At 70.5% G+C, this 23,793-nt stretch carries 20 protein-coding genes; 8 read left to right on the top strand and 12 right to left on the bottom strand.

Going from position 1 to position 23,793, the window contains the following annotated elements; genetic code table 11:
• Positions 1-54: 54 nt before the first annotated feature.
• The 3 genes from ACWGDX_RS24550 to ctaC are packed head-to-tail and all read right to left on the bottom strand — an operon-like array spanning position 55 to position 3,151.
• Positions 55-453, bottom strand: coding sequence for a cytochrome c oxidase subunit 4 (locus tag ACWGDX_RS24550; RefSeq protein WP_453628816.1), 399 nt, complete (start codon positions 451-453; stop codon positions 55-57).
• A complete protein-coding gene (gene ctaD / locus ACWGDX_RS24555; RefSeq protein WP_363080052.1) occupies positions 450-2,192 on the bottom strand; it encodes an aa3-type cytochrome oxidase subunit I in 1,743 nt (580 codons plus the stop codon). Before ctaD ends, ACWGDX_RS24550 begins: the two co-directional genes overlap by 4 nt.
• A complete protein-coding gene (gene ctaC / locus ACWGDX_RS24560; protein WP_453628818.1) occupies positions 2,189-3,151 on the bottom strand; it encodes an aa3-type cytochrome oxidase subunit II in 963 nt (320 codons plus the stop codon). The genes ctaD and ctaC overlap by 4 nt, the downstream gene beginning before the upstream one ends.
• 325 nt (positions 3,152-3,476) lie before the next feature.
• Between ctaC and ACWGDX_RS24565 the strand changes: the two genes are divergently transcribed.
• On the top strand, positions 3,477-4,871 hold the full coding sequence (locus ACWGDX_RS24565; protein ID WP_453628820.1) for an aminotransferase class V-fold PLP-dependent enzyme: 1,395 nt from the start codon (positions 3,477-3,479) through the stop codon (positions 4,869-4,871).
• Between the two features lie 32 nt (positions 4,872-4,903).
• Here ACWGDX_RS24565 and ACWGDX_RS24570 read toward each other — a convergent pair whose 3' ends face one another.
• Positions 4,904-5,908, bottom strand: coding sequence for a carbohydrate kinase family protein (locus ACWGDX_RS24570; protein WP_453628822.1), 1,005 nt, complete (start codon positions 5,906-5,908; stop codon positions 4,904-4,906).
• Positions 5,909-6,135: 227 nt separating this feature from the next.
• Here ACWGDX_RS24570 and ACWGDX_RS24575 point away from each other — a divergent pair, with 227 nt between their 5' ends.
• Positions 6,136-7,602, top strand: coding sequence for a hypothetical protein (locus ACWGDX_RS24575; protein WP_453628824.1), 1,467 nt, complete (start codon positions 6,136-6,138; stop codon positions 7,600-7,602).
• 166 nt (positions 7,603-7,768) lie between these two features.
• On the opposite strand, the gene ACWGDX_RS24580 is transcribed toward ACWGDX_RS24575, so the two are convergent.
• Positions 7,769-8,125, bottom strand: a complete 357-nt coding sequence (locus ACWGDX_RS24580; protein ID WP_383040130.1) for a HesB/IscA family protein — start codon at positions 8,123-8,125, stop codon at positions 7,769-7,771.
• Positions 8,126-8,408: 283 nt separating this feature from the next.
• Here ACWGDX_RS24580 and nadA point away from each other — a divergent pair, with 283 nt between their 5' ends.
• On the top strand, positions 8,409-9,596 hold the full coding sequence (gene nadA / locus ACWGDX_RS24585) for a quinolinate synthase NadA (RefSeq protein ID WP_453628826.1): 1,188 nt from the start codon (positions 8,409-8,411) through the stop codon (positions 9,594-9,596).
• 15 nt (positions 9,597-9,611) lie between these two features.
• Here nadA and ACWGDX_RS24590 read toward each other — a convergent pair whose 3' ends face one another.
• From ACWGDX_RS24590 to ACWGDX_RS24615, 6 genes are all read right to left on the bottom strand, one after another.
• Positions 9,612-9,932, bottom strand: coding sequence for a DUF6191 domain-containing protein (locus tag ACWGDX_RS24590; RefSeq protein WP_453628828.1), 321 nt, complete (start codon positions 9,930-9,932; stop codon positions 9,612-9,614).
• 115 nt (positions 9,933-10,047) lie between these two features.
• Entirely contained in the window at positions 10,048-13,197 is a 3,150-nt protein-coding gene (locus ACWGDX_RS24595) for an efflux RND transporter permease subunit (protein WP_453628830.1), read from the bottom strand.
• A 250-nt stretch (positions 13,198-13,447) separates the two neighbouring features.
• Positions 13,448-14,134, bottom strand: a complete 687-nt coding sequence (locus ACWGDX_RS24600; protein WP_453628832.1) for a response regulator — start codon at positions 14,132-14,134, stop codon at positions 13,448-13,450.
• Positions 14,131-15,387 (bottom strand): sensor histidine kinase, encoded by a 1,257-nt coding sequence (locus ACWGDX_RS24605; protein ID WP_453628834.1) that lies wholly within the window; start codon positions 15,385-15,387, stop codon positions 14,131-14,133. Before ACWGDX_RS24605 ends, ACWGDX_RS24600 begins: the two co-directional genes overlap by 4 nt.
• Positions 15,388-15,635: 248 nt before the next feature.
• Positions 15,636-15,923, bottom strand: coding sequence for a PspA-associated protein PspAA (gene pspAA, locus ACWGDX_RS24610; protein WP_365903892.1), 288 nt, complete (start codon positions 15,921-15,923; stop codon positions 15,636-15,638).
• 43 nt (positions 15,924-15,966) lie between these two features.
• Positions 15,967-16,755, bottom strand: a complete 789-nt coding sequence (locus ACWGDX_RS24615) for a PspA/IM30 family protein (RefSeq protein ID WP_365903891.1) — start codon at positions 16,753-16,755, stop codon at positions 15,967-15,969.
• A gap of 292 nt (positions 16,756-17,047) precedes the next feature.
• Between ACWGDX_RS24615 and ACWGDX_RS24620 the strand changes: the two genes are divergently transcribed.
• From ACWGDX_RS24620 to ACWGDX_RS24635, 4 genes are all read left to right on the top strand, one after another.
• Positions 17,048-17,644 carry a DUF3043 domain-containing protein gene (locus tag ACWGDX_RS24620; RefSeq protein ID WP_365903890.1) on the top strand — a complete coding sequence of 199 codons (597 nt, stop codon included), beginning with the start codon at positions 17,048-17,050 and terminating at the stop codon, positions 17,642-17,644.
• A 50-nt stretch (positions 17,645-17,694) separates the two neighbouring features.
• Complete coding sequence (locus ACWGDX_RS24625) at positions 17,695-18,438, top strand: class I SAM-dependent methyltransferase (RefSeq protein WP_453628865.1); 744 nt, start codon at positions 17,695-17,697, stop codon at positions 18,436-18,438.
• A gap of 171 nt (positions 18,439-18,609) precedes the next feature.
• Entirely contained in the window at positions 18,610-20,532 is a 1,923-nt protein-coding gene (locus ACWGDX_RS24630) for an ABC transporter ATP-binding protein (protein WP_453628837.1), read from the top strand.
• A 156-nt stretch (positions 20,533-20,688) separates the two neighbouring features.
• On the top strand, positions 20,689-21,795 hold the full coding sequence (locus tag ACWGDX_RS24635) for a S1C family serine protease (RefSeq protein WP_453628839.1): 1,107 nt from the start codon (positions 20,689-20,691) through the stop codon (positions 21,793-21,795).
• A 166-nt stretch (positions 21,796-21,961) separates the two neighbouring features.
• Here ACWGDX_RS24635 and ACWGDX_RS24640 read toward each other — a convergent pair whose 3' ends face one another.
• Positions 21,962-22,171 carry a hypothetical protein gene (locus ACWGDX_RS24640; protein ID WP_363084692.1) on the bottom strand — a complete coding sequence of 70 codons (210 nt, stop codon included), beginning with the start codon at positions 22,169-22,171 and terminating at the stop codon, positions 21,962-21,964.
• 93 nt (positions 22,172-22,264) lie between these two features.
• Between ACWGDX_RS24640 and ACWGDX_RS24645 the strand changes: the two genes are divergently transcribed.
• Positions 22,265-23,473 carry a bifunctional adenosylcobinamide kinase/adenosylcobinamide-phosphate guanylyltransferase gene (locus ACWGDX_RS24645; RefSeq protein ID WP_453628841.1) on the top strand — a complete coding sequence of 403 codons (1,209 nt, stop codon included), beginning with the start codon at positions 22,265-22,267 and terminating at the stop codon, positions 23,471-23,473.
• Positions 23,474-23,793 lie beyond the last annotated feature (320 nt).

The following is a 23,793-nucleotide window of genomic DNA, read 5'->3' on the forward strand; positions in this document are numbered from 1 at the left end:
CCCGCCATACTCCGTTCGAGTACGGCGGGCCCCCAGGGAGCGCTGCGAACCGTTCTACTGGTTCTGGTTCTCGCCCCGGTAGAACTCGAAGACCCAGCCCCACAGGCCGATCAGGATCAGCGGCAGCGAGAAGTACAGCAGCCACCAGCCGATCGCGATCCCGAGGAAGGCCAGCGCGCCACCGATGGCGAGCGAGAACGGCTGCCAGCTGTGCGGGGCGAAGAACCCCACCTCACCGGCCTCGTCCGAGACATCGGCTTCCTTGTTGTCCTGGGCCATCGCGTCCACCCGGCGGGCGGTGAAGGCCAGATAGAAGCCGATCATGATGCTCAGGCCGAAGGCCAGGAACAGCGCGGTCGTACCGGCCGGCTCCTTCGACCACACGCCGTACAGCACGGCGGCGGCGAGGATGAAGACGCCCAGCCAGAGGAACATCTTGCCTTGGATCTTCACTTCCCGGCCTCCTTGCCACCGGCGAGGACGGGCTCCGAACCGTGCCCGATGTTCTCGAGCTGTTCGAGCGCGGCGATCTCCGGGTGGTGCAGATCGAATGCCGGGGATTCCGAACGGATTCTCGGCAGAGTGAGGAAGTTATGCCGCGGCGGCGGGCAGGAAGTCGCCCATTCGAGTGAACGCCCATAGCCCCACGGGTCGTCGACCTCGACCTTCTTGCCGTACTTGGCGGTCTTCCAGACGTTGTACAGGAACGGCAGGATCGACAGACCGAGAACGAACGAGCTGATCGTGGAGATGGTGTTCAGCGCGGTGAATCCGTCGGAGGCGAGATAGTCCGCGTACCGGCGCGGCATTCCCTCGGCGCCCAGCCAGTGCTGGACGAGGAAGGTGCCGTGGAATCCGATGAAGAGCGTCCAGAAGGTGATCTTCCCGAGCCGCTCGTCGAGCATCTTGCCGGTGAACTTCGGCCACCAGAAGTGGAATCCGGCGAACATCGCGAACACCACGGTGCCGAAGACGACGTAGTGGAAGTGCGCCACCACGAAGTACGAGTCGGAGACATGGAAGTCCATCGGCGGCGACGCCAGGATCACACCGGTCAGACCACCGAAGGTGAAGGTGACCAGGAAGCCGATCGTCCAGAGCATCGGTGTCTCGAAGGACAGGGAGCCCTTCCACATGGTGCCGATCCAGTTGAAGAACTTCACCCCGGTCGGTACCGCGATCAGGAAGGTCATGAACGAGAAGAACGGCAGCAGCACACCGCCGGTCACATACATGTGGTGCGCCCACACCGTCACGGAGAGACCCGCGATCGCGATGGTCGCGCCGATCAGACCGATGTAGCCGAACATCGGCTTGCGGCTGAAGACCGGGATCACTTCGGAGACGATGCCGAAGAACGGCAAGGCGATGATGTACACCTCTGGATGGCCGAAGAACCAGAAGAGGTGTTGCCAGAGCAGTGCCCCGCCGTTGGCCGAGTCGAAGATGTGCGCGCCGAACTTGCGGTCCGCCTCCAGGGCGAAGAGCGCGGCGGCCAGCACGGGGAAGGCCAGCAGGACCAGCACACCGGTCAGCAGCACGTTCCAGGTGAAGATCGGCATGCGGAACATCGTCATGCCGGGGGCACGCATACAGATGATCGTGGTGATGAAGTTGACCGAGCCGAGGATCGTGCCGAAGCCGGAGAAGGCCAGACCCATGATCCACAGATCGGCGCCGACACCCGGTGAGCGGACCGCGTCCGACAGCGGGGAGTAGGCGAACCAGCCGAAGTCGGCGGCACCCTGCGGGGTGAGGAAGCCGCTGACGGCCATGATCGAGCCGAAGAGGTACAGCCAGTACGCGAACATGTTCAGGCGCGGGAACGCCACATCGGGCGCGCCGATCTGGAGCGGCATGATCCAGTTGGCGAATCCCGCGAACAGCGGCGTCGCGAACATCAGCAGCATGATCGTGCCGTGCATCGTGAACGCCTGGTTGAACTGTTCGTTCGACATGATCTGCGTGCCGGGACGGGCCAGCTCGGCGCGCATGAAGAGCGCCATCAGACCGCCGATGCAGAAGAACACGAACGACGTGACCAGGTACATCGTGCCGATCGTCTTGTGATCGGTGGTGGTCAGCCACTTCACGACGACATTGCCCGGCTGCTTGCGCCGTACCGGCAGCTCGTCCTCGTACGAGTCCTCTGCTGCTGCGGCGGCACCCTGGGGTTCGTTGAGGATGCTCACAGTTTGTTCGTCTCCGCGTTCTTGGCCGGATCCGTCTGTGCGATGCCAGACGGGATGTAGCCGTTCTGGCCCTTCTCGGCCAGCTCTTCCAGGTGCTTCTGGTAGCGCTCCGGAGAGACCACCTTGACGTTGAAGAGCATCCGCGAGTGGTCGACGCCGCACAGCTCGGCGCACTTGCCCAGGAAGGTGCCCTCCTGGTTGGGGGTCACCTCGAAGGAGTTGGTGTGCCCCGGGATGACGTCCTGCTTCATCAGGAACGGCACCACCCAGAAGGAGTGGATGACATCACGCGATGTCAGGATGAACCGGACCTTCTCCCCCTTGGGCAGCCACAGGGTCGGACCCGGGTTGCCGGTCTGGGGGTTGCGCTGACCCGGGACACCGGCGTCGTAGACGCCCTCGGCACCCTTGGGGAACTGCTTCGTGAACCGGTCGGGAATGGCGTCGAGTTCCTTGGGAACCGTGTTGCCCGTCGACGGGTTGCCGTCCACGTTCTCGATGTAGTTGAAGCCCCAGCTCCACTGGTAGCCGACCACGTTCACGGTGTGGGCCGGCTTCTCGGAGAGGGAGAGGAGCTTCGACTCGTCACGTGCGGTGAAGTAGAAGAGCACCGAGACGATGATGAGCGGGACCACGGTGTACAGCGCCTCGATGGGCATGTTGTACCGGGTCTGCGGAGGGACTTCCACCTTGGTGCGGCTGCGCCGGTGGAAGATGACGCTCCACAGGATCAGACCCCATACCAGGATGCCCGTGACGAGCGCTGCCGCCCACGAGCCCTGCCAGAGGGAGAGGATCCGGGGAGCCTCTTCCGTCACTGGGGTGGGCATTCCGAGGCGGGGGAAGTCCTTGTATGTGCAACCGGTGGCGGTCGCGAGGATCAGGCCCGCAGTCAGCACCTGCGGCAGCTTCCGCCGCATCGGGCGCCGCGACGAGCGGTCGGAGCCGTTGGGACTCACGTAGCGCCTTCCCGAGAGTCTCGCCCGCGCGGCCGGCCGCGGCCGTCTCGCTGGTCGGTCGCCGGCCCTGACGCGGGCAGGGGTTTGGATGTTTATGCGGACCAAACCCTACTGGACTCGTTTTGGGGCCGTGCGGGGAGGGTGCCCAACGCGCCGCCCCGCACCCCGAAGGGGTGGAATGCCCACCTCCGGACCGCTTCCGGGCCGCCTCCGGGCCGCTTCCCGGCCGCCTTCGGGACACCTTCGGTCCGCTTCCGCCGCTCCGCGCCCCGCCTCTTCCGCCGGGCCGACCGGGCCCCCCGGGAGGACGTACTAGCGTGGCGGTGTGCCCTACTTCGACGTCGCGTCCTCCGCCCCGCTGCATCCCGTCGCCCGGCAGGCCCTCCAGGCCTCCCTCGACGAGGGGTGGGCGGACCCCGCCCGGCTGTACCGCGAGGGGCGGCGGGCCGTGATGCTGCTGAACGCGGCGCGGGAGGCCGCCGCGGAGGCGGTCGGCTGCCGTCCCGACGAGCTGGCCTTCACCCCTTCGGGGACGTACGCCGTGCATTCCGGGATGTCCGGCGCGCTCTCGGGGCGGCGGCGGACCGGGCGGCGTCTCGTGGTCTCCTCGGTGGAGCACTCCTCGGTGCTGCACGCCGCGTCGGCCCATGAGGCGGCGACGGGCGGCGCGGTGACCGAGGTGCCGGTGGACCGTTACGGAGCGGTGGCGCCGGAGGAGTACGCCGGGGCCCTGCGCGAGGACACCGCGCTGGCCTGTCTCCAGTCCGCCAACCACGAGGTGGGGACGGAGCAGCCGGTGGCCGCGGTCGCCGAGGCCTGCCGGAGCCGGGGAGTCCCGCTGCTGGTGGACGCGGCGCAGTCGCTGGGCTGGGGTCCGGTGGAGGGCGCCTGGTCGCTGCTGACGGCGAGCGCGCACAAGTGGGGCGGTCCGTCCGGGGTCGGGCTGCTGGCCGTACGCAAGGGCGTCCGGTTCGCCCCTCAAGGACCCACCGATGAACGGGAGTCGGGGCGCGTGCCGGGCTTCCAGAACATCCCGGCCGTGGTGGCGGCGGTGGCCTCGCTGCGGGCGGTGCGCGCCGAGGCGGTGGACGAGGCGGCGCGGCTGCGGGCGCTGGTGGACCGGATCAGGGCGCGGGTGCCCGAACTGGTGCCGGATGTCGAGGTGGTGGGCGATCCGAAGCACCGGCTGCCCCATCTCGTCACCTTCTCCTGTCTCTATGTCGACGGAGAGGCGCTGCTGCACGAGCTGGACCGCGCGGACTTCTCCGTCTCCTCGGGCTCGTCCTGTACGAGCAGCACCCTGACCCCGAGCCATGTGCTGCGGGCGATGGGGGTGCTGTCGGAGGGGAACGTCCGGGTCTCGCTCCCCCTCGGCACACCGGAGGCCGATGTGGACCGGTTCCTGGAGGTGCTGCCCGGGGCGGTGTCCGGGGTACGCGAGAAGCTCGGCGCCCCGGTCTCCCCCGCCGGGCCGGGCGGGACGCCGGCGCCAGGCCCCGGCCGGGTCGTGGACGCGCTCGGCAGACGGTGCCCGATCCCGGTGATCGAGCTGGCCAAGATCTTCGGCGAGGTGCCGGTGGGCGGGACGGTGACGGTGCTGTCGGACGACGAGGCGGCGCGGCTGGACATTCCCGCGTGGTGCGAGATGCGCGGTCAGGAGTATCTCGGGGAGCGGCCGGCGGACCACGGTGTCGCCTATGTGGTCCGCCGGATCTCGTAGCGCGCTCGGGCCTTTTCCGGCCGAAACAGGCTCTAGTCGAGCGTCGTTTCGGGCGCGGCCGTCTCGGGCAGATGGGCCTGGACCTCGGCCGCCGCGTCGTGGCCGTACGCCTTGGTGAAGCGCTCCATGAAGTGGTTCCTGCGCAGGGTGTACTCCTGCGTGCCCACGGTCTCGATGACGAGCGTCGCGAGCATGCAGCCGATCTGGGCCGCGCGCTCCAGCCCGACGCCCCAGGAGAGTCCGGAGAGGAAACCGGCGCGGAAGGCGTCGCCGACACCCGTCGGGTCGGCCTTGGTGTCCTCCTCCGGGCAGCCGACCAGGATCGGCTCCTCGCCGACACGGTCGATACGGACGCCCTGCTTGCCGAGGGTCGTGACCCGGTGGCCGACCCTGGAGAGGATCTCCGCGTCGCTCCACCCGGTCTTGGACTCGATGAGCCCCTTCTCGTACTCGTTGGAGAAGAGATAGGTCGCGCCGTCGAGCAGCGTGCGGATCTCCTCGCCCTCCATACGGGCGATCTGCTGCGAGAAGTCGGCGGCGAACGGGATCCCGCGGGTACGGCACTCCTCGGTGTGGCGCAGCATGCCCTCGGGGTCGTCCGCGCCGATCAGCACCAGGTCGAGTCCGCCGACCCGGTCGGCGACCTTCTTCAGCTCGATCTGGCGGGCCTCGCTCATCGCGCCCGCGTAGAAGGAGCCGATCTGGTTGTGGTCGGCGTCCGTCGTGCAGACGAACCGGGCCGTGTGCAGGACCTCGGAGATCCGGACCGAGGCCGTGTCCACTCCGTGGCGGTCGAGCCAGGCGCGGTACTCGTCGAAGTCCGCGCCGGCCGCGCCGACCAGAAGAGGACGGGTGCCGAGCTGGCCCATGCCGAAGCAGATGTTCGCTCCGACGCCTCCCCTGCGCACCTCGAGGTTGTCGACGAGGAAGGAGAGGGAGACCGTGTGGAGCTGTTCGGCGACCAACTGGTCGGCGAAGCGGCCGGGGAAGGTCATCAGATGGTCGGTGGCGATGGAGCCGGTGACTGCGATTCGCACGGCGTGAACGCTCCTGATGAAGGAGAACGGTTGACGGTTCACGCTACCGGTTCGAGGGGCGCCCCACCTAAGGTCAGATTTTACCCGATAGTAGGTCTTTCCCCATGAGCCGGACCGTGCGTACGGTTCCCATGGACCGAATCGCACCGCTCCGGGCGGGGAACCGCTCGCTCCTCGCTTCCGTCCCACCGATGTCATACGGGGGAACGGCTCAAGGGGGTACAGCGGTGACCAGTACGGAACGCCCAGGGAACAGCACAGACCGCCCGCGCCGGCGGCGTGCTCCGCTCGTCGCCACGGTGGCGGCGGCGGTACTGATCGCCGGAGGCGGTGGCGCGTACTTCGCCACGAGTGCCTTCGGCGGCGGCGCGGACGACACGGGCGGCGGGAGCGGTACGCCGGGAGGCGACCGCATCCCGCCGCCGCTCGGTATCGCGCCGGGCGAGCCCGATCCGGGCGGATTCAGCTACCGCGCCAGGGGCGAACTGCCCGACGGTCCTGCCACGGCCTCCGTCCACCGGGTGGGCGGAGTGGTCACGGCGGACGAGGTGGCCCGGCTGGCCGAGGCGCTCGGGGTGGCCGGCCCCCCGCGTTCCGACGGTACGTTCTGGAAGGCCGGTACGGAGAAGGACGGTTCGGGACCGCTGCTCCGGGTCACCACGCGGGCACCGGGGACCTGGACCTTCGACCGCTTCGGGCCCGCGGCGGGCGGTGACGGCTTCGGCCCCTCGGGCGGTGACAACTGCCTCAAGGGCAAGAAGACCTGCCCGAGCGTGGGCGGTACGGGCGTGGACGGTACGGGCGTGGGTGCTACGGGCGCCACCGCGGGCGGTGCCGTGAGCGAGGCGGCGGCCAAGCGGGCGGCGGCCCCTGTGCTCAAGGCGCTGGGCCAGAGCGACGCGGACCTCGACGCCGCTCAACTGATGGGCGCGGTACGGGTGGTGAACGCCGACCCGGTGATCGGCGGGCTGCCCACCTATGGCTGGTCGACCGGGATCCAGATCGGCGCGGACGGCCAAGTGGTCGGCGGCACCGGCCAGTTGAAGCCGCCGGAGCGCGGTGAGACCTATCCGGTGATCGGCGCGGAAGAGGCGCTGAAGGAGCTGAACAAGGCGTCCGCCGGGCTGGGCGGCCCTGGCCCGGCCGTCGACTGCGCCACCGCGATGCCGCTGGAGGACGGGACAGCGGCGGCCCGGTGCGAGCCGTCGGGCGCGGTCGGCGCGGAGCCGGTGGAGATCGACAGGGCGGTCTTCGGTCTGGCGCTGCGGACGGTGGAGGGGCGTGAGGCGCTCGTACCGGCCTGGCTGTTCGAGGTGGTGCCCGGCGGCGGCGCTCCGTCGAACACGCTCGTCCAGGTCGCGGTGGCTCCGGAGTCCCTGGCGAAGAGCGCGCCGGAATCGAAACCGAAGCAGGAGCCGGAGCCGAAGCAGGGCGACCCGGGCCTGATGTCGTACGGCGCGGACGGGCGGACCCTGTCCCTGCGCTTCCTGGGCGGCGTGTGCGGTACGTACAGGGCGCACGCGGACGAGAGCGGTACGGCCGTGAAGGTGCGGATCTCCCACACGTCGTCCGGCCCGGACCAGGTCTGTGTGGCGATGGCCAAGGCACAGACGGCGAAGGTGACGCTGGAGAGGCCGCTGGGCGAGCGCCGGGTGGTCGACGCGGTGACGGGCGAGCCGGTGCCGCTGGGCTGAGGACGGCGGCAGAGCCTGGAGACGTGCGTGCCCGGCCGGGTACGCGCGGGGAAGGCGGCGGGCCCGAGGGGGGACCGCCGCCTTTCTCTGTCCGCTCGGTCTCTCTGTCCGCTGGGTCTCTCTGTCCGCGATGACCCGGCTGACAGAGCGACCCAGCTGAAAAGGCCTAGCTGAAGGAGTCGCCGCAGGCGCAGGAGCCCGTCGCGTTCGGGTTGTCGATCGTGAAGCCCTGCTTCTCGATGGTGTCGACGAAGTCGATGGAGGCGCCGCCGAGGTACGGAGCACTCATCCGGTCGGTGACGACCTTGACCCCGCCGAACTCCTTGACGACGTCCCCGTCGAGCGAGCGCTCGTCGAAGAAGAGCTGGTAACGCAGGCCGGAGCAGCCGCCGGGCTGAACGGCGACCCGCAGTGCGAGGTCGTCCCGGCCTTCCTGGTCCAGCAGGGCCTTGACCTTGCCCGCGGCGGCGTCGGACAGGAGGATGCCGTCGCTCACGATGGTGGTGTCGTCCGATACGGACATCTGCTTCTCTCCCGGGTTGTACGGACTACTTGCCGACAGTGCAACCGGCTCGGCCGCGGATTCATTCCGGGCCCTCGCGCGTGTCTTTTTGCCTTCTTCATGCTCGCACACCGGCTCGCGAATCGTCAGCGGACGGCCGTGCCTGGAATGCGTCACATCGACGCTATCGCCATCGTCAAAGTGACATGAAAGAGGTTATGATAGATAACGTCAAATAGACGAAAAGGCTTCGCAGACTCGTTCGCAGAGAAGACTCGCTCGCAGAGAAGAAAGGGTGCGTGACGTGACCACCGCCCAGACCCGACAGGATCTCGCCGTCCAGCCGACGCCCCTCGCCCTGCTGCTGCTCGGCCGCGAGGCCGACCCGCGCAGTGAACGGGGCGTGGAGTGTCCCGGCGATCTGCCCTCCCCGTCCGACCCGGACCTGGTGGAGCGGGCCCGCGTGGCCAAGGAGAAGCTCGGCGACAAGGTGTTCGTCCTCGGCCACCACTACCAGCGCGACGAGGTCATCCAGTTCGCGGATGTCACCGGGGACTCCTTCAAGCTCGCCAGGGACGCGGCGGCGCGGCCCGGCGCCGAGTACATCGTCTTCTGCGGTGTGCACTTCATGGCCGAGTCGGCGGACATCCTCACCTCCGACGACCAGAAGGTCGTCCTGCCGGATCTGGCCGCCGGCTGCTCCATGGCCGACATGGCCACGGCCGAGCAGGTCGCGGAGTGCTGGGACGTACTGACCGAGGCCGGTATAGCCGAGCGGGTCGTGCCCGTCTCGTACATGAACTCCTCGGCCGACATCAAGGCCTTCACCGGCAAGCACGGCGGCACGATCTGCACGTCCTCGAACGCCGAGCGCGCGCTCGACTGGGCCTTCGAGCAGGGCGACAAGGTGCTCTTCCTGCCCGACCAGCATCTCGGGCGCAACACCGCGGTGCGGGAGCTCGGGCTCTCCCTGGAGGACTGTGTCCTCTACAACCCGCACAAGCCGAACGGCGGTCTCACCGCCGAGGAGCTGCGGAACGCGAAGATGATCCTGTGGCGCGGACACTGCTCCGTGCACGGCCGGTTCTCGCTGGACTCCGTCCAGGAGGTACGGGAGCGGATCCCGGGGGTGAACGTCCTGGTGCACCCCGAGTGCAAGCACGAGGTCGTGTCGGCGGCTGACCATGTCGGCTCGACCGAATACATCATCAGGACGCTGGAGGCGGCGCCCGCGGGCTCGAAGTGGGCGGTCGGTACGGAACTGAACCTGGTCCAGCGGCTGGCGAACCGTTTCGCCGCGGAGGACAAGGAGATCGTCTTCCTCGACAGGACCGTCTGCTTCTGCTCGACCATGAACCGTATCGATCTGCCGCATCTCGTCTGGACGCTGGAGTCGCTGGCCGAGGGCAACGAGGTCAACCGCATCCAGGTCGACAAGGAGACCGCGGACTTCGCCCAGCTGGCACTGGAGCGGATGCTGGCCCTGCCGTAGCGAGCGGGTCGGCTGCTACGGGCCGGTCCGGGGGATCCGGACGACGGCGGTCCCTCCGTCCAGGTCCACCGTCGTGCGGTGGGGCGGCGCGCCGTCGTCCTCGTCGTCCCGCATCACCAGTGCCGACTGCCGCTCCTTCAACTCGGTCTGCTTTCCCGGCGACAGGCTCGCGTGCAACTGCTCGAACCCGGTCGCCGACACCTGTCCCTGACGCGCGCCGTTGCGCCACGGCAGCACACCGGCCCGTCCGGCCCGCAGCAGCAACTGGTCGGCGAAGGCCAGCGCGGTCAGCAGAAGGACCACTCCGGGCAGGGTCATGAAGACGACGAACTCCATACCGCCAGTATGCGAGCCGCGGCCGGCCCACGTAAGGCTTTCGAGCACAGCACCGCCCCGGAGCAGTGGCTGCTCCGGGGCGGTGAGGTCCGTACTCCTCGAACCCGGTCGGACGTCAGACGCCGGCCGGCTCCGGGTCCGGGGCGGGCTCGGCGGCCGGGGTGCCCCCCGGGGCCGCGCCGCGCTTCGCCGCCTTCTTCTTCGCGCGGCGCTCCTTGCGCAGCTCCACCATCGCGTACAGCGTCGGCACGAGCAGCAGGGTCAGCAGCGTCGAGGTCACCAGACCGCCGATCACCACGACCGCGAGCGGCTGGGCGATGAAGCCGCCCTCGCCGGTGATGCCCAGCGCCATCGGCAGCAGCGCGAAGATGGTCGCCAGGGCCGTCATCAGGATCGGGCGGAGCCGGTGACGGCCGCCCTCGACGACCGCCTCGACCACGCTCAGGCCCTGTCCGCGGTACTGGTTGATCAGGTCGATCAGCACGATCGCGTTGGTCACCACGATGCCGATCAGCATCAGCATGCCGATCATCGCGGGGACACCCATCGCCGTACCGGTCAGGATCAGCAGCCCGATCGCGCCCGTGGCCGCGAACGGGATCGAGACCAGCAGGATCAGCGGCTGGATCAGCGAGCGGAAGGTCGCGACCAGCAGCATGAAGACGATCGCGATGGCCGCCAGCATGGCCAGACCGAGCTGGACGAACGCGTCGCCCTGGTCCTGCGAGACACCGCCGATGGACGCGGTCGCGCCCTCCGGCAGATCCAGCGCGTCGATCTTCGACTGGAGCGAGGCGCTGACCGCGCCGGTGTTGTCACCGGTGGGCCTGGCCGTGATCGTCGCGGCGCGCGAGCCGTCGATCCGGGTCATCGAGACCGGTCCCGGGACCAGCTTCACCTCGGCGATCTGACCGAGCTTGACCGGCCCGAGCGGCAGGTTCTTCAGCTCGGCGACCGTCTTGGCCGGCTTGGCGGAGGTGATGACGATGTCGCGCTCGGTGTCGTCGAGGATCGCCTTGCCGGAGGTCGTGCCGCGTACGGCCTGGCCGACGGCGAGGCCCAGCGTGGCATCGCTGAATCCGGCGTCCGCGGCCTTGGAGTTGGCCGTGACCGAGATACGCGGGATGCTCTGCGACAGATCGCTCTGGACATCGGTGACGTCCTTGAGCCCCGCGACGGCGTCCCGTACCTCGTCCGCCGCCGTACGCAGCGTGTCCGCGTCGGCGGCCTTGACCACGACGCTCAGATCCTGGCTGCCGAAGCCGTCGCCCCCGGAGATCGTCGTCTCGCCGATGCCGTCGAGCCCGGCCAGCTCCTTCTCGATCCGGTCCTGCGTCGCGTCGAACGACGCGTTGTCGTCCAGGGTCACCTGGTACGAGGCCTGGTTGGCGCCCGTACCGCCGCCGAAGGCCGCCATGAAGCCGGAGGAGCCGACGGTGACCTGGTAGTCCTTGATCTCGCCGATACCGGCGAGAACCGTCTCGACCTTCTTCGCGGAGGCGTCGGCCGCCTCCAGGCTGGTGCCCGGGGCCAGCTCCTGCTTGATGGAGAGGACCTCCTGCTCGCCCTGGTCGAAGAAGTTGGTCTTGAGCAGCGGAGCCATACCGAAGGTGGCGAGCAGGACCACGGCCGCGATGCCCACACTGGTCAGCCGGCGGCGGGTCGCGAAGCGGAGCACCGGCACATAGAGGCGCTGGAGCCGGCTGCGGGCCTCCTTCTCCTCGGCCTGGCGGCGCGCTTCCTCCGCGCCGACGCCCAGGGTCTCCTTGGGCGCGCGCAGGAACCAGTACGAGAGCACCGGCACCACGGTCAGCGAGACCAGCAGCGAGGCGAGCAGCGCCGCCGTCACCGTGAGCGAGAACGAGCCGAACAGCTCGCCGACCACGCCGCCCACCAGACCGATCGGCAGGAACACCGCGACGGTGGTGAGGGTGGAGGAGGTGACCGCGCCCGCGACCTCCTTGACCGCGGTGAGGATGGCGCTCTCGCGCTCCTCGCCGTAGCCGAGGTGCCGCTTGATGTTCTCCAGGACGACGATCGAGTCGTCGACGACCCGGCCGATCGCGATGGTGAGCGCGCCGAGGGTGAGCATGTTGAGCGAGAGGTCACGCGTCCACAGCACGATCAGCGCCAGCACGACGGAGAGCGGGATCGAGACCGCGGTGACCAGCGTGGAGCGGATCGAGGCCAGGAAGACCAGGATCACGACGACGGCGAAGAGCAGACCGAGCGCGCCCTCGGTGGTCAGTCCGGAGATCGACTTGGAGACGGCCGGGCCCTGGTCGCTGACGACGGTGAGGGTGGCGCCGGAGCCGAGGTCCTTGCGCAGGCCGGGCAGCTTGTCCTGGACCGCGTCGGAGATGGCGACGGCGCTGCCGTCGTTGTCCATGGTGGCCATGACCGCGAGGCTGGGCTTGCCGTTCGTACGGGTCAGGGACGTCGCGGCGGACGGCGTCTGCTCGACGGTGGCGATGTCACCGAGGCGTACGGGCTTCGCGGGGCCGGCGCCCGGCTGGCCGCCCTGCGGGATGATCCGCAGGTCCTGGATCTGCTTGAGCGAGGTGAATCCGCCGCCGACCCGCACCGTACGGCTCTTGCCGTCCTCGGAGAACGAGCCCGCGGGGATCGCGGCGCCGTTCGCCCTGAGCGCCTCGGAGAGGGCCATGGTGTTCAGACCGGCCGCGGCGAGCTTCTTGTCGTCGGGGGTGACGGAGACCTGGAGATCACGGACACCGTCGACGGTGACCTGTCCCACACCGTCGATGCCCTCCAGGGACGGTACGACCGTGCGCTCCAGCTGGTCGGCGAGCGCCTGCTGGTCCTTGTCGGAGGTGACGGCGAGGACGACGGTCGGGATGTCGTCGGTCGAGCCGGCCACGACCTGCGGGTCGACGTCGCTCGGCAACTGGGCGCGGGCGCGGTTCACGGCCTGCTGGACATCGGCGACGAGCTGCTTGGTGCCGTCGCTCCCGAAGTCGAAGCTGGCCATGATCAGGGCATTGCCCTCGCTCGCCGTGGAGGTGACGCCGCTGATGCCGTCGACGGCCTCCAGCGCGTTCTCCAGGGGCTCGACGACCTGCTTCTCGACCACATCGGGGGAAGCGCCCTGGTAGGGGGCGAGCACCGAGACGATGGGGAGTTCGATGGAGGGCAGGAGCTGCTGCTTGAGCTGGGGTATCGCGATGGCTCCGAAGACGATCGCGATGATCGACATCAGCCCTATCAGGGCCCGTTGCGCGAGGCTGAATCTGGACAGCCAGGACATTGGGGTCTCTCTTCTGTGGTGTACGCGGCAGGGTTGGCGCGGCGGCCCGTCTCCGGGTGGCCCGGTCCCTGAGCTGTCCGGCCGACGGATCGCCCGTCGGCGGAGGAAGCGGGAGGGATACGGCGGAAGGGATGCGGATGGGATAACGGCCCCTCTATACGATCTGCCATCCGAGGGGGTGGATTCGTAGCCCCCAGGTCCATTTCCTTATCCGTCGCATACCGCGCCTGGAGTACGCGGGGGCGGTTACTCACTCCACCCTCGGACGTACCAGGCCCGATTCGTACGCGATTACCACCAATTGGGCCCGGTCCCGGGCGCCGAGTTTCGCCATCGCGCGGTTCACATGGGTCTTGACGGTCAGCGGGCTGACCACCAGTCGCTCCGCGATCTCGTCGTTGGAGTGGCCGCCCGCGACCAGGACGAGGACCTCGCGCTCGCGTCCGGTGAGGGCCGTCAGCCGCTCGGCGTGCACGGCCGGGTCCCGGCCGTCGCCCGCCGGGCCGCTCTGGGCGAGGAAGGTGGCGATCAGTCCCTTGGTCGCGGCGGGCGACAGCAGGGCCTCGCCCGCGGCGGCGACCCGGATGGCGTTGAGCAGTTCCTCGGGCTCCGCGCCCTTGCCGAGAAAGCCGGAGGCCCCGGCGCGCAGCGACTGCACGACATACTCGTCGACCTCGAAGGTGGTCAGCATGACGACCCGTACCCCGGCGAGATCGGGATCGGCGCTGATCATGCGGGTGGCGGCGAGACCGTCCGTACCGGGCATCCGGATGTCCATCAGGACGACATCGGGCCGGGTGGAGCGGGCGAGGGCCACGGCCTGAGCGCCGTCGGCGGCCTCCCCGACGACCTCCATGTCGGACTCCGAGTCCACCAGCACCCGGAACGCGCTGCGCAGCAGTGTCTGGTCGTCGGCGAGCAGCACTCTGATCGTCATAGGTCTCGTATGCCTTCCCCGGAACGCGCCCTGTCCCCCGCCGGGGTCTTCACGGGCAGTATCGCCTGGGTGCGGAAGCCCCCGCCGTAGCGGGGTCCCGCGGTGAGGGTGCCGCCGAGCGCGGTGACGCGCTCGCGCATACCGAGGAGACCGTGGCCGCCGCCGTCGGCGGGCTCGCCGGTGCCCGCACCGTCGTCCAGCACCGTTATCTCCACGGTGGCGCCCACCCGTACGACGCTGACCTCGGCCTTCGCCGCGCGGCCCGCGTGCTTGCGCACATTGGTCAGGGCCTCCTGGATGATCCGGTACGCGGCGAGATCGACGGCGGCGGGGAGCCGGGCCGGGTGGTCCGTCCCGTTGGCGGCGAACTCCACGGGCAGTCCCGCGTTGCGGAAGGTGTCGAGGAGCCCGTCGAGATGCTGGAGGCCGGGGGCCGGCTCCGTGGGGGCCGCCGGGTCGCCGGACTGCCGGAGCAGCCCGACCGTGGCACGCAGCTCGCTGAGCGCGGAGCGGCTGGCCTCCCGTACATGCGCGAGCGCCTCCTTGGCCTGGTCGGGGCGCTTGTCCATGACATGCGAGGCGACCCCGGCCTGCACATTGACCAGGGCGATGTGATGGGCGACGACATCGTGCAGATCACGGGCGATCCGCAGCCGCTCCTCGGCGACGCGGCGGCGGGCCTCCTCCTCACGGGTGCGCTCGGCGCGCTCGGCCCGCTCGCGTATGGCGTGGATGAAGGCGCGGCGGCTGCGTACGGCGTCGCCCGCGGCGCTCGCCATCCCGGTCCAGGCGAATATCACCAGATTCTCCTGGGCGTACCAGACACCGGCGCTGAAGATCATGGCGACGGCGGTGAGCACGGCCATGGTGGCGAACCCGACCCGCCAGGTGGTGGGGCGGTCGGTGTGCGCGGCGACGGTGTAGAGCGCGAGGACGGTGCTGAAGACGACGGGCGCGGGCGGCTGGGCCACCATCAGTTCGACGGCGGTCGTACCGCCGGTGCACACCAGTACGGGCATGGGAGCGCGGCGCCGGAAGACGAGCGCGCCCGCGGCGAGCACCATCAGGACGACGCTGAGGGCGCCGGGCGTACGGGCTCCGAAGTCCGGGCCGTCGTGGCCACCGGGCGGTCCCGCGAACGATCCGACGACCATGGAGACGAGGACGGCGGCGGCGAGAGCACCGTCGGACGCGAGCGTGTGCGCGCGCGTCCAGCACTGCGTCCGCGCGACCGCGGTTCCGAGGGATGTCACGTCGCAACGGTACGGGTCGCCGTCACGCGGGGGACGGGGCGGGGACGGGGCGCCTTCCGCGTATGGCCGCGGGCCGCTGCGCCCGGTGGTCCCGGCGAACAGGGAGTGTGCCGACGGCGAGTGCGCGAACGGCGAGTGCCCCGCGCCGTTCGCGGCGCGGGGCACTCGGAGTCGCTGGAGTCGCTGAAGCCTCTGGAGTCGCTGGAGTGCGAAGAGGGGCCGGACCGGGAGACCGGAGCGGACCGGAATCAGGGCCGGACCGAGGGGATCAGACCCTCGTCGTCGAGCATCTCGCGGACCTCCTCCAAGGTCGCGCCCGGGGCGGGCAGGATCAGGTCGGACGGTGCCAGGGCATCGTCCGGCAGTGGCTCGCCGAGCTCGCGCACCTTGGCCAGGAGGGCGTGGAAAGTACGGCGGAAGCCGTCCTCGTCGCCGCCCCTGACCTCGGCGAGCAATTCGTCGTCGAGCGTTTCCAGCCCGGCGAAGTGGCTGTCCGCCAGCTTCACCTGGCCCTCCCCCATGATCCGTACGATCATGACGAGTCCCTACTGCTCGGTCCCTGCTACCGGGACTGCCGGGTCACTGCTTGTCGAACTTGCGCAGATTCGGCGGGACGTCCTGCGCCTCGGCGGAACCGGACTCGATCGCCTGCTTCGGCGCCGAACCGCCCGCCAGCTCCGCCTTCATCCGCTGGAGCTCCAGCTCGACATCCGTACCGCCGGAGATCCGGTCCAGCTCGGCGGCGATGTCGTCCTTCGCCATCCCCGAGTGGTCGTCCAGGGCGCCGGAGGCCAGCAGTTCGTCGATCGCGCCGGCCCGCGCCTGGAGCTGCGCGGTCTTGTCCTCCGCCCGCTGGATCGCCATACCGACGTCGCCCATCTCCTCGGAGATGCCCGAGAAGGCCTCGCCGATCCGGGTCTGCGCCTGCGCCGCGGTGTAGGTGGCCTTGATCGTCTCCTTCTTCGTACGGAAGGCGTCGACCTTGGTCTGGAGGCGCTGTGCGGCGAGGGTGAGCTTCTCCTCCTCGCCCTGCAAGGTCTGGTGCTGCGTCTCCAGGTCGGTGACCTGCTGCTGGAGCGCCGCGCGGCGGGAGAGCGCCTCGCGTGCCAGGTCCTCCCGGCCGAGCGCCAGCGCCTTGCGGCCCTGGTCCTCCAGCTTGGTCGACTGGCCCTGCAACTGGTTGAGCTGCAATTCCAGCCGCTTGCGGGACGTCGCCACATCGGCGACCCCGCGGCGTACCTTCTGGAGCAGCTCAAGCTGCTTCTGGTACGAGTAGTCAAGGGTCTCGCGCGGATCCTCGGCCCGGTCAAGGGCCTTGTTGGCCTTCGCGCGGAAGATCATCCCCATACGTTTCATGACACCGCTCATGGGCTTCGCGCGCCCCCTTCTGACGGACTCCAGCTCCAGCACTCCAACAGAACCCACAGTACGGGCCCTGCCTCTATTACCGCACTGTTCGAGTGCGGATGCGCTCCTCCCCAAGGACGACTGCTCCCCGCCCCGCTCCGGCTCAGGGAGTAGATGACCATCGGGGAGAGCGGGAACCGCGTCCCCTCTGTCCCGGTACGGTCGCACTGTCCTGAGTAAGGACGCGGGCCGTTGCGGGATCGTTCCCCGGCGGGGTGGGGTCCAACCACGGCACCCCGTACCCTTGGGCTTTGTGTTCCGTAGCCGTTCCAAAGAAGAGAAGGCCCCCGCCACCCAGGTGACGCCGGACTCCTCCACGCAGCCCCGCGACCCGCAGGCCCCCAAGGGCCGCCCGACTCCCAAGCGCAGTGAGGCACAGACGCAGCGGCGTCGTGCCTCCACGACGCCGACCGACCGCAAGACGGCCATGAAGCGCCAGCGCGAGGCGCGCCGGGTGGACATGGCCCGGCAGCGCGAGGCGCTGGCCAGCGGTGACGAGCGCTTCCTGCCCGCCCGCGACAAGGGGCCGGTACGGCGCTTCGTGCGCGACTATGTGGACTCCCGGTTCTGCATGGCGGAGTTCTTCCTGCCGCTCGCCGTGGTGATCCTCGTCCTGAGCATGGTCCGGGTCGGCCAGCTCCAGAACATCGCGCTGCTGCTGTGGCTGGTCGTGATCGTGCTGATCGTGGTGGACTCGGTCGGTATCTGGTTCCGGCTGCGGAAGCAGCTCGCCGAGCGCTTCCCGGACACCCCCAAGCGCGGTGCCGTGGCCTACGGCCTGATGCGTACGCTCCAGATGCGCCGACTCCGGCTGCCCAAGCCGCAGGTCAAGCGCGGAGAGCGGCCCTGAGCGCGGAGATCCCCGGTTTCGCCGGAGCTTCGGCGAACTGGCTCGCCGGGCTGGGTGGTGTGCGCAATGTCGTACGGCAGGAGCTGGTCGCACGCCAGCTCGACGAGCAGATAGCCGGCCGCTTCCCGGTGGGGCAGCGGCTGCGTGTACTGGACGTCGGGATGGGGCAGGGCACCCAGGCCCTGCGGCTGGCGCGCGCGGGACACACGGTGACCGGACTGGAGTCCGACGCGGGCATGCTCACCAGGGCGCGGGAGACACTCGCCGGCGAACCCGCGGGCATACAGGAGCGGGTCCGGCTGATCGAGGGCGACGGTCTGGAGACCGGTGTCCACTTCCTGCCCGGCAGCTTCGACGTGGTGCTCTGCCACGGTGTGCTGATGTACGTCAATGAGCCGGACGCGATGCTCGCGGGCCTGGCCAGAATGCTGGCGCCGGGCGGTCTGCTCTCACTGCTCGTACGGAACGGGGACGCCCTGGCCCTGCGGCCGGGGCTGGCCGGGGACTGGCCGGGCGCGCTGGAGGCCTTCGAGGCCGACACGTACACCAACCGGCTGGGGCTGCGGGTGCGCGCGGACCGGCTGGACCGGCTGACCGCGACGCTGGCGGGGATCGCCGCGCCGCTGCACGCCTGGTACGGGGTACGGGTCTTCACGGACGGAGCGCCCGACGGCACGGAGCCGCCGGCCGGGGAGGAACTGGACCGGCTGCTGGCGGCGGAGGACCGGGCGGGGCGTACGGAACCGTACCGCCGGGTCGCCGCCCTGCTGCATCTGTGCGGAGTACGTGGCTGAGTCAGGCGACGGGGCCTCTGCCGCGTCCTCACAAAGGTGAGCAGCATGGAGAACGGCGGCAGAGCCGATGACGCGCGCGAGAACCCGCGGGGACGCACGCGCGAGCGGGATTCACCGAAAGCGGCTTCGACGGCGGTACCAGCACCCGCGCCGGCACCAGCACGAGCACCGATGACCGCGAAGACGCCGGCGGCACCCGGCCTCCTGACGGCATCGGACACGGGTGCCCAGGCCGCTCCGGGGAGTCCGGCGGATCCGGGGGAGACCCCGGAAGGTCCGGGGAAAGCCCCTGAGGGTCCGCGGGAAGCCCCGGGAGGTCCGGGGGAGACGCCCAAGCTGTCCTCCGGGGACACCTGGCGGGCCCTGTACCGGCACTTCCGGCCGCACCGCAGGATCGTCGCCCTCGGCGGCTTCCTCGCGCTGATCGGTGCCGCGACCGGACTGGCCCAGCCGCTCGCCGCCAAGGCCCTGGTGGACCGGCTCGGCGACGACGGCTCGATCACCGGCATCCTGCTGCTGCTCACCGCTCTGGTGGTGGCGGGTACGGCGATCGAGGCGATCGCCTCGTATCTGCTGGAGCGGACCGCCGAGTCCGTCGTCCTCGCCGCCCGCCGCACCCTGATCGGACGGCTGCTGCGGCTGCGGCTGCCCGAGGTGGAGCGGACCCAGCCGGGCGATCTGATGTCCCGGGTCACCTCGGACACCACCCTGCTGCGGGCGGTGACGACCCGGTCGATCGTCTCGGCAGCCACCGGCGGTCTGACCTTCCTGGCGACGATCGCGCTGATGGGTGTGATGGACGCGGTCCTGCTCGGGGTCACGCTCGGGGTGATCGTGCTGATCGGCGGTGCCGTCGCCCTGGTGATGCCGAAAATCGCCCAGGCAACACGGCGCTCGCAGGAGGCGGTCGGCGAGATATCCACGGTGCTGGAGCGGGCCTTCGGCGCGTTCCGTACGCTCAAGGCCTCCGGCGCCGAGGAGCGCGAGAGCGCCGTGGTGGCGGCGGCTGCCGAGCGGGCCTGGCGGCACGGCGTACGGTCCGCCAAGTGGCAGTCGGTCGCCGGGTCCTCGGTCGGACTGGCCGTACAGGTGTCGTTCCTGGCGGTGCTGGGGATCGGCGGGGCGCGGGTGGCCTCGGGGGCCATCACCGTCTCCACGCTCGTCGCCTTCCTTCTGTATCTGTTCTTCCTGATCGACCCGGTGTCGAAGCTGGTCGAGGCGGTCACCCAGTACCAGGTGGGATCGGCGGCCGTCGCCCGGATCGAGGAGGCGGAGCGGCTGGAGACGGAGAACCTGGAGGCCGGGCCGCCGGAGGGCACCGCGCCGCTGGAGGGGACCGGTCCGGAGCACGCTCCCGCGACGGTGGTCTTCGAGGATGTCCGCTTCCGCTACCGGGACGATCTCCCCGCAGTCCACCACGGTGTCTCCTTCGAGGTGCCGGGCCCCGGGATGACGGCCTTCGTCGGCCCGTCCGGCGCGGGCAAGACGACGGTCTTCGGACTGATCGAGCGGTTCTACGAGGCGAGCGGCGGCCGGGTCCTGGTCGACGGCAGGGACGTACGGGAGTGGCCGCTGCCCGAACTGCGAGCCGCCATCGGCTATGTCGAGCAGGACGCGCCCGTGCTGGCCGGGACGCTCCGCGAGAATCTGGTCTTCGCCGCCCCGGACGCCTCCGACGCGGAGATACACGAGGTGCTCGTACGGGCCAGGCTGGACGGGCTCGTGGAGCGGCTGCCGGACGGTCTGGAGACACTCGTCGGCCATCGCGGCTCCAAGCTGTCGGGCGGCGAGCGGCAGCGGGTGGCGATCGCGCGGGCGCTGCTGCGCAAGCCCCGGCTGCTGCTCCTGGACGAGGCGACCTCGCAGCTCGACGCGGTCAACGAGATGGCGCTGCGGGACGCGGTGGCGGAAGCGGCCCGCAGTGTGACGGTGCTGGTGGTGGCGCACCGGCTGTCGACGGTGACGCTGGCGGACCGGATCGTGGTGATGGACGCGGGCCGGGTACGGGCGGTGGGCACGCACGACGAACTGGTGGCGAACGATCCGCTGTACGGGGAGCTCGCGGCGACCCAGTTCCTGGCGGCGGCGCGCTGAACCGGCCGCGGGCCGGGCCGGAGGGGTGCGTACCGACGGCGCGTGCCGAGGGTGTGCGCCGAGGGTGTGCGCCGATCAGGGAGTCCCGTTCCCCCCACCCCCTGATCGGCGGCGTAACACAGGCCGCGACAACAGGGCGAAAGGGATACTCCGGGCATGAACGCATCCCTTCGCCCGGCCCGGACCGCCGGGATCCGCGCGGTCACGGCCGTGCTCGCGGTCGCCCTGGTCAGCGGGTGCAGGGGCACCGCTCCGGGCGCGGACGGCGCGCTGTCCGCCGCCACGCCGTCGGCGTCACCGTCCTCGCCGGCGCCCCGGACCACCGCCGCGGACCGCTCCGTCAACAGCCTCCAGAGCGACTACGAGACCGTGATCAAGAATGTGCTGCCGTCCGTCGTGCAGATCGACGCGGGGAACAGTCTCGGCTCGGGCATCGTCTACGACGACAAGGGCCATATCGTCACCAACGCCCATGTGGTCGGCAAGCAGCGGACGTTCAGGGTCACGGTGGCCAACAGCGAGCAACTGCTGGCGGCCCGGCTGGTCTCCAGCTTCCCGGAGCAGGATCTCGCCGTCGTCAAGCTCGACAAGGTCCCGGGCGGACTGAAGGCCGCGGCGTTCGGTGACACGTCGAAGGTCGCGGTGGGTCAGATCGTGCTGGCCATGGGGTCCCCGCTGGGGCTGTCGGGCAGTGTCACCCAGGGCATCGTCTCGGCGGTCGGACGCACCGTCAGCGAGGGCGCGAGCGGCGGCGGTACGGGCGCGACCATCGCCAACATGGTGCAGACGTCGGCGGCGATCAATCCGGGCAACAGCGGTGGCGCGCTGGTCAATCTGGACAGCCAGGTGATCGGCATCCCGACGCTGGCCGCGACGGATCCGCAGCTCGGCAACTCGGCCGCGCCCGGCATCGGATTCGCGATCCCGGCGTCGATGGTGCGGACCGTGGCCGACCAGATCATCAAGAACGGCAAGGTCACGGACTCGGGCCGGGCGGCCCTCGGGATCACCGGCCGTACCGTACTCGGCGCCGACTTCCAGCCGGCGGGTGTCGCGGTGGTCTCGGCGGCGAAGGGCGGCGCGGCCGCGAAGGCGGGGATCAGGGCCGGGGACATCATCGTCAAGGTCGGCGACACCCGGATCACGACGATCACCTCGCTCTCGGAGGCGCTCGCGGTGGCCAAGCCGGGGCAGAAGGTGAAGCTGACGTATGTCCGGGCGGGCGGGACGAAGACGGCGGAGGTCACGCTCGGCGAGATGTAGGGCGTACGGACCTGAGGCGCGCGGGACACTCGCGGCGGCCGACGGACACAGACGGGCCGACGTACACGGACAGGTCGTACGGGCAGGTCTGCCGCAGGGGACATGAAGGCGCCCGCGGCCGGACGGACCGGGCGCGGGCGTCCTCGCGTGCGCGGTCAGCTCTCGCTCAGGCCTCGTCGGCGCGCAGGCTCATCGGGCCGTAGATCTTGTTGCCGTCCTCGAACAGCGACACCTGCTCGGCGCCCCCGCTCAGCAACTCCTTCCACGCCTCGCCGATCCATGACTCGGCGTCCCCCTGCGTGGTGAACTCCTCCGGCTCCACCGCAGGCGGGACCTCCGTACCGTCGGCCTTCTCGAACCGCCACGTCCACGCCATATGCGCCTCCCGGGTCCCGCGGAACTGATCGATCTCCTGCCCGCAGCGTAGCCGGGCGCGCACCCTCGGCGGTGACACGGGAGGATCATCCCCGTGGAACTGACTCTGCTCGGCACCGGAGCCCCCGCCGGACTCCCCCGCCCCCACTGCCCCTGCGCCGCCTGCGCGACCGCGCGGGGCGAGCGGGCCCGTGCCGCGACCGCGCTCCTGGTGGACGGTGTGCTGCTGCTGGACCTGACCCCGGGCGCCGCGCTCGCCGCGGCCCGCGCCGGCCACTCGCTCGCGGGCGTACGGCAGGTCCTGCTCACCCATCCGCACGACGGTCCACCGGTGGAGCTGCCCGCCGGGCTGCCCACGGCGGGGCGGGTGGCGGACGGGCGGGTGCTGACCCTGCTCAGCGGACACCGGGTGCGGGCGGTGGCGATGGACGCGCCGGGCACGGGGTACGAGGTGACGGGGCCCGGGGGCGAGCGGCTGCTCTATCTCCCGCCGGGCGGGGCGCCGGCCGGGGTACCGGACAACGGCCGTGCGGCCCCGGCCCCCTACGACCTGGTGGCCGTGGACATCACCGGGCGGCCCGACGCGGTGGCGCGGCTGCGGGCCGCCGGGGCGGTCGGTCCCGCGACCGGGGTCGTCGCCGTCCATCTCGACCATGACGTACCGCCCGGCGACGAACTGGACCGGCGGCTCACGGCGGCGGGCGCGCGCGCCGTCCCCGACGGCACGACGCTGACGGTCGGCGCGTACCACCCCGTACCCGAGGTGCCCCGGCGCACGCTGGTGACGGGCGGAGCGCGCTCGGGCAAGTCCTGGGAGGCGGAACGGCGGTTGGCCACGTTCCCGGGGGTGCTGTACGTGGCGACGGGCGGGGGCCGCGAGGACGACCCGGAGTGGGCGGCCCGGGTCCACGCCCACCGCGAACGGCGCCCCGGCTCCTGGCGCACCGCCGAGACCCGCGACCTCGTACCGCTGCTCGGGGAGGAGGGGCCGCCGCTGCTGATCGACTGTCTGTCGCTGTGGCTGACCGACGCGATGGACCGGGTGGACGCGTGGGACGACACGGCCTGGACGAGCGGCGGCGAGGCGGCACTGCGCCGGCGGACGGGCGAGCTCGTCACCGCCGTCCGCGAGACCCGCCGCACGGTGGTCCTCGTGACGAACGAGACGGGGTCGGGGGTGGTCCCGGCGACGGCGTCGGGGCGACGGTTCAGGGACGAACTGGGGCGGCTGAACGCGGCGGTGGGGGACGAGTGCGAACGGGTCCTGCTGGTGGTATCCGGCCAAACGCTGACGCTCCGCTAGGGGGGCCGTGGTTCCGGGCGCGTTCGGGCGGGGGCCGGTTCTCGGTGCGCGGGTCCGTCCGCGTGACGGTTCCGTCCTCAATCGCCGGACGGGCTTGATGTGGGCCCGAACCGGGCGGGAAGCCGGACCCCGGCGGGAGGGGGTCGGGGTCGGAGGAGGTGCGTGTCCGGACACTGAAGCGTGATTTGTGGCGCACGGCCGCCCGTATCCAACGACCGCCCCCGGGCGCCGTAAATCATGCCGTCCGGACATGCACCTCCGGAGTGCCCCGGCACCCGCACCGACCAGACACCGCACCCCGCGCCGCCAGGCGCGTATGA

Source organism: Streptomyces sp. NPDC055025 (assembly GCF_053608565.1).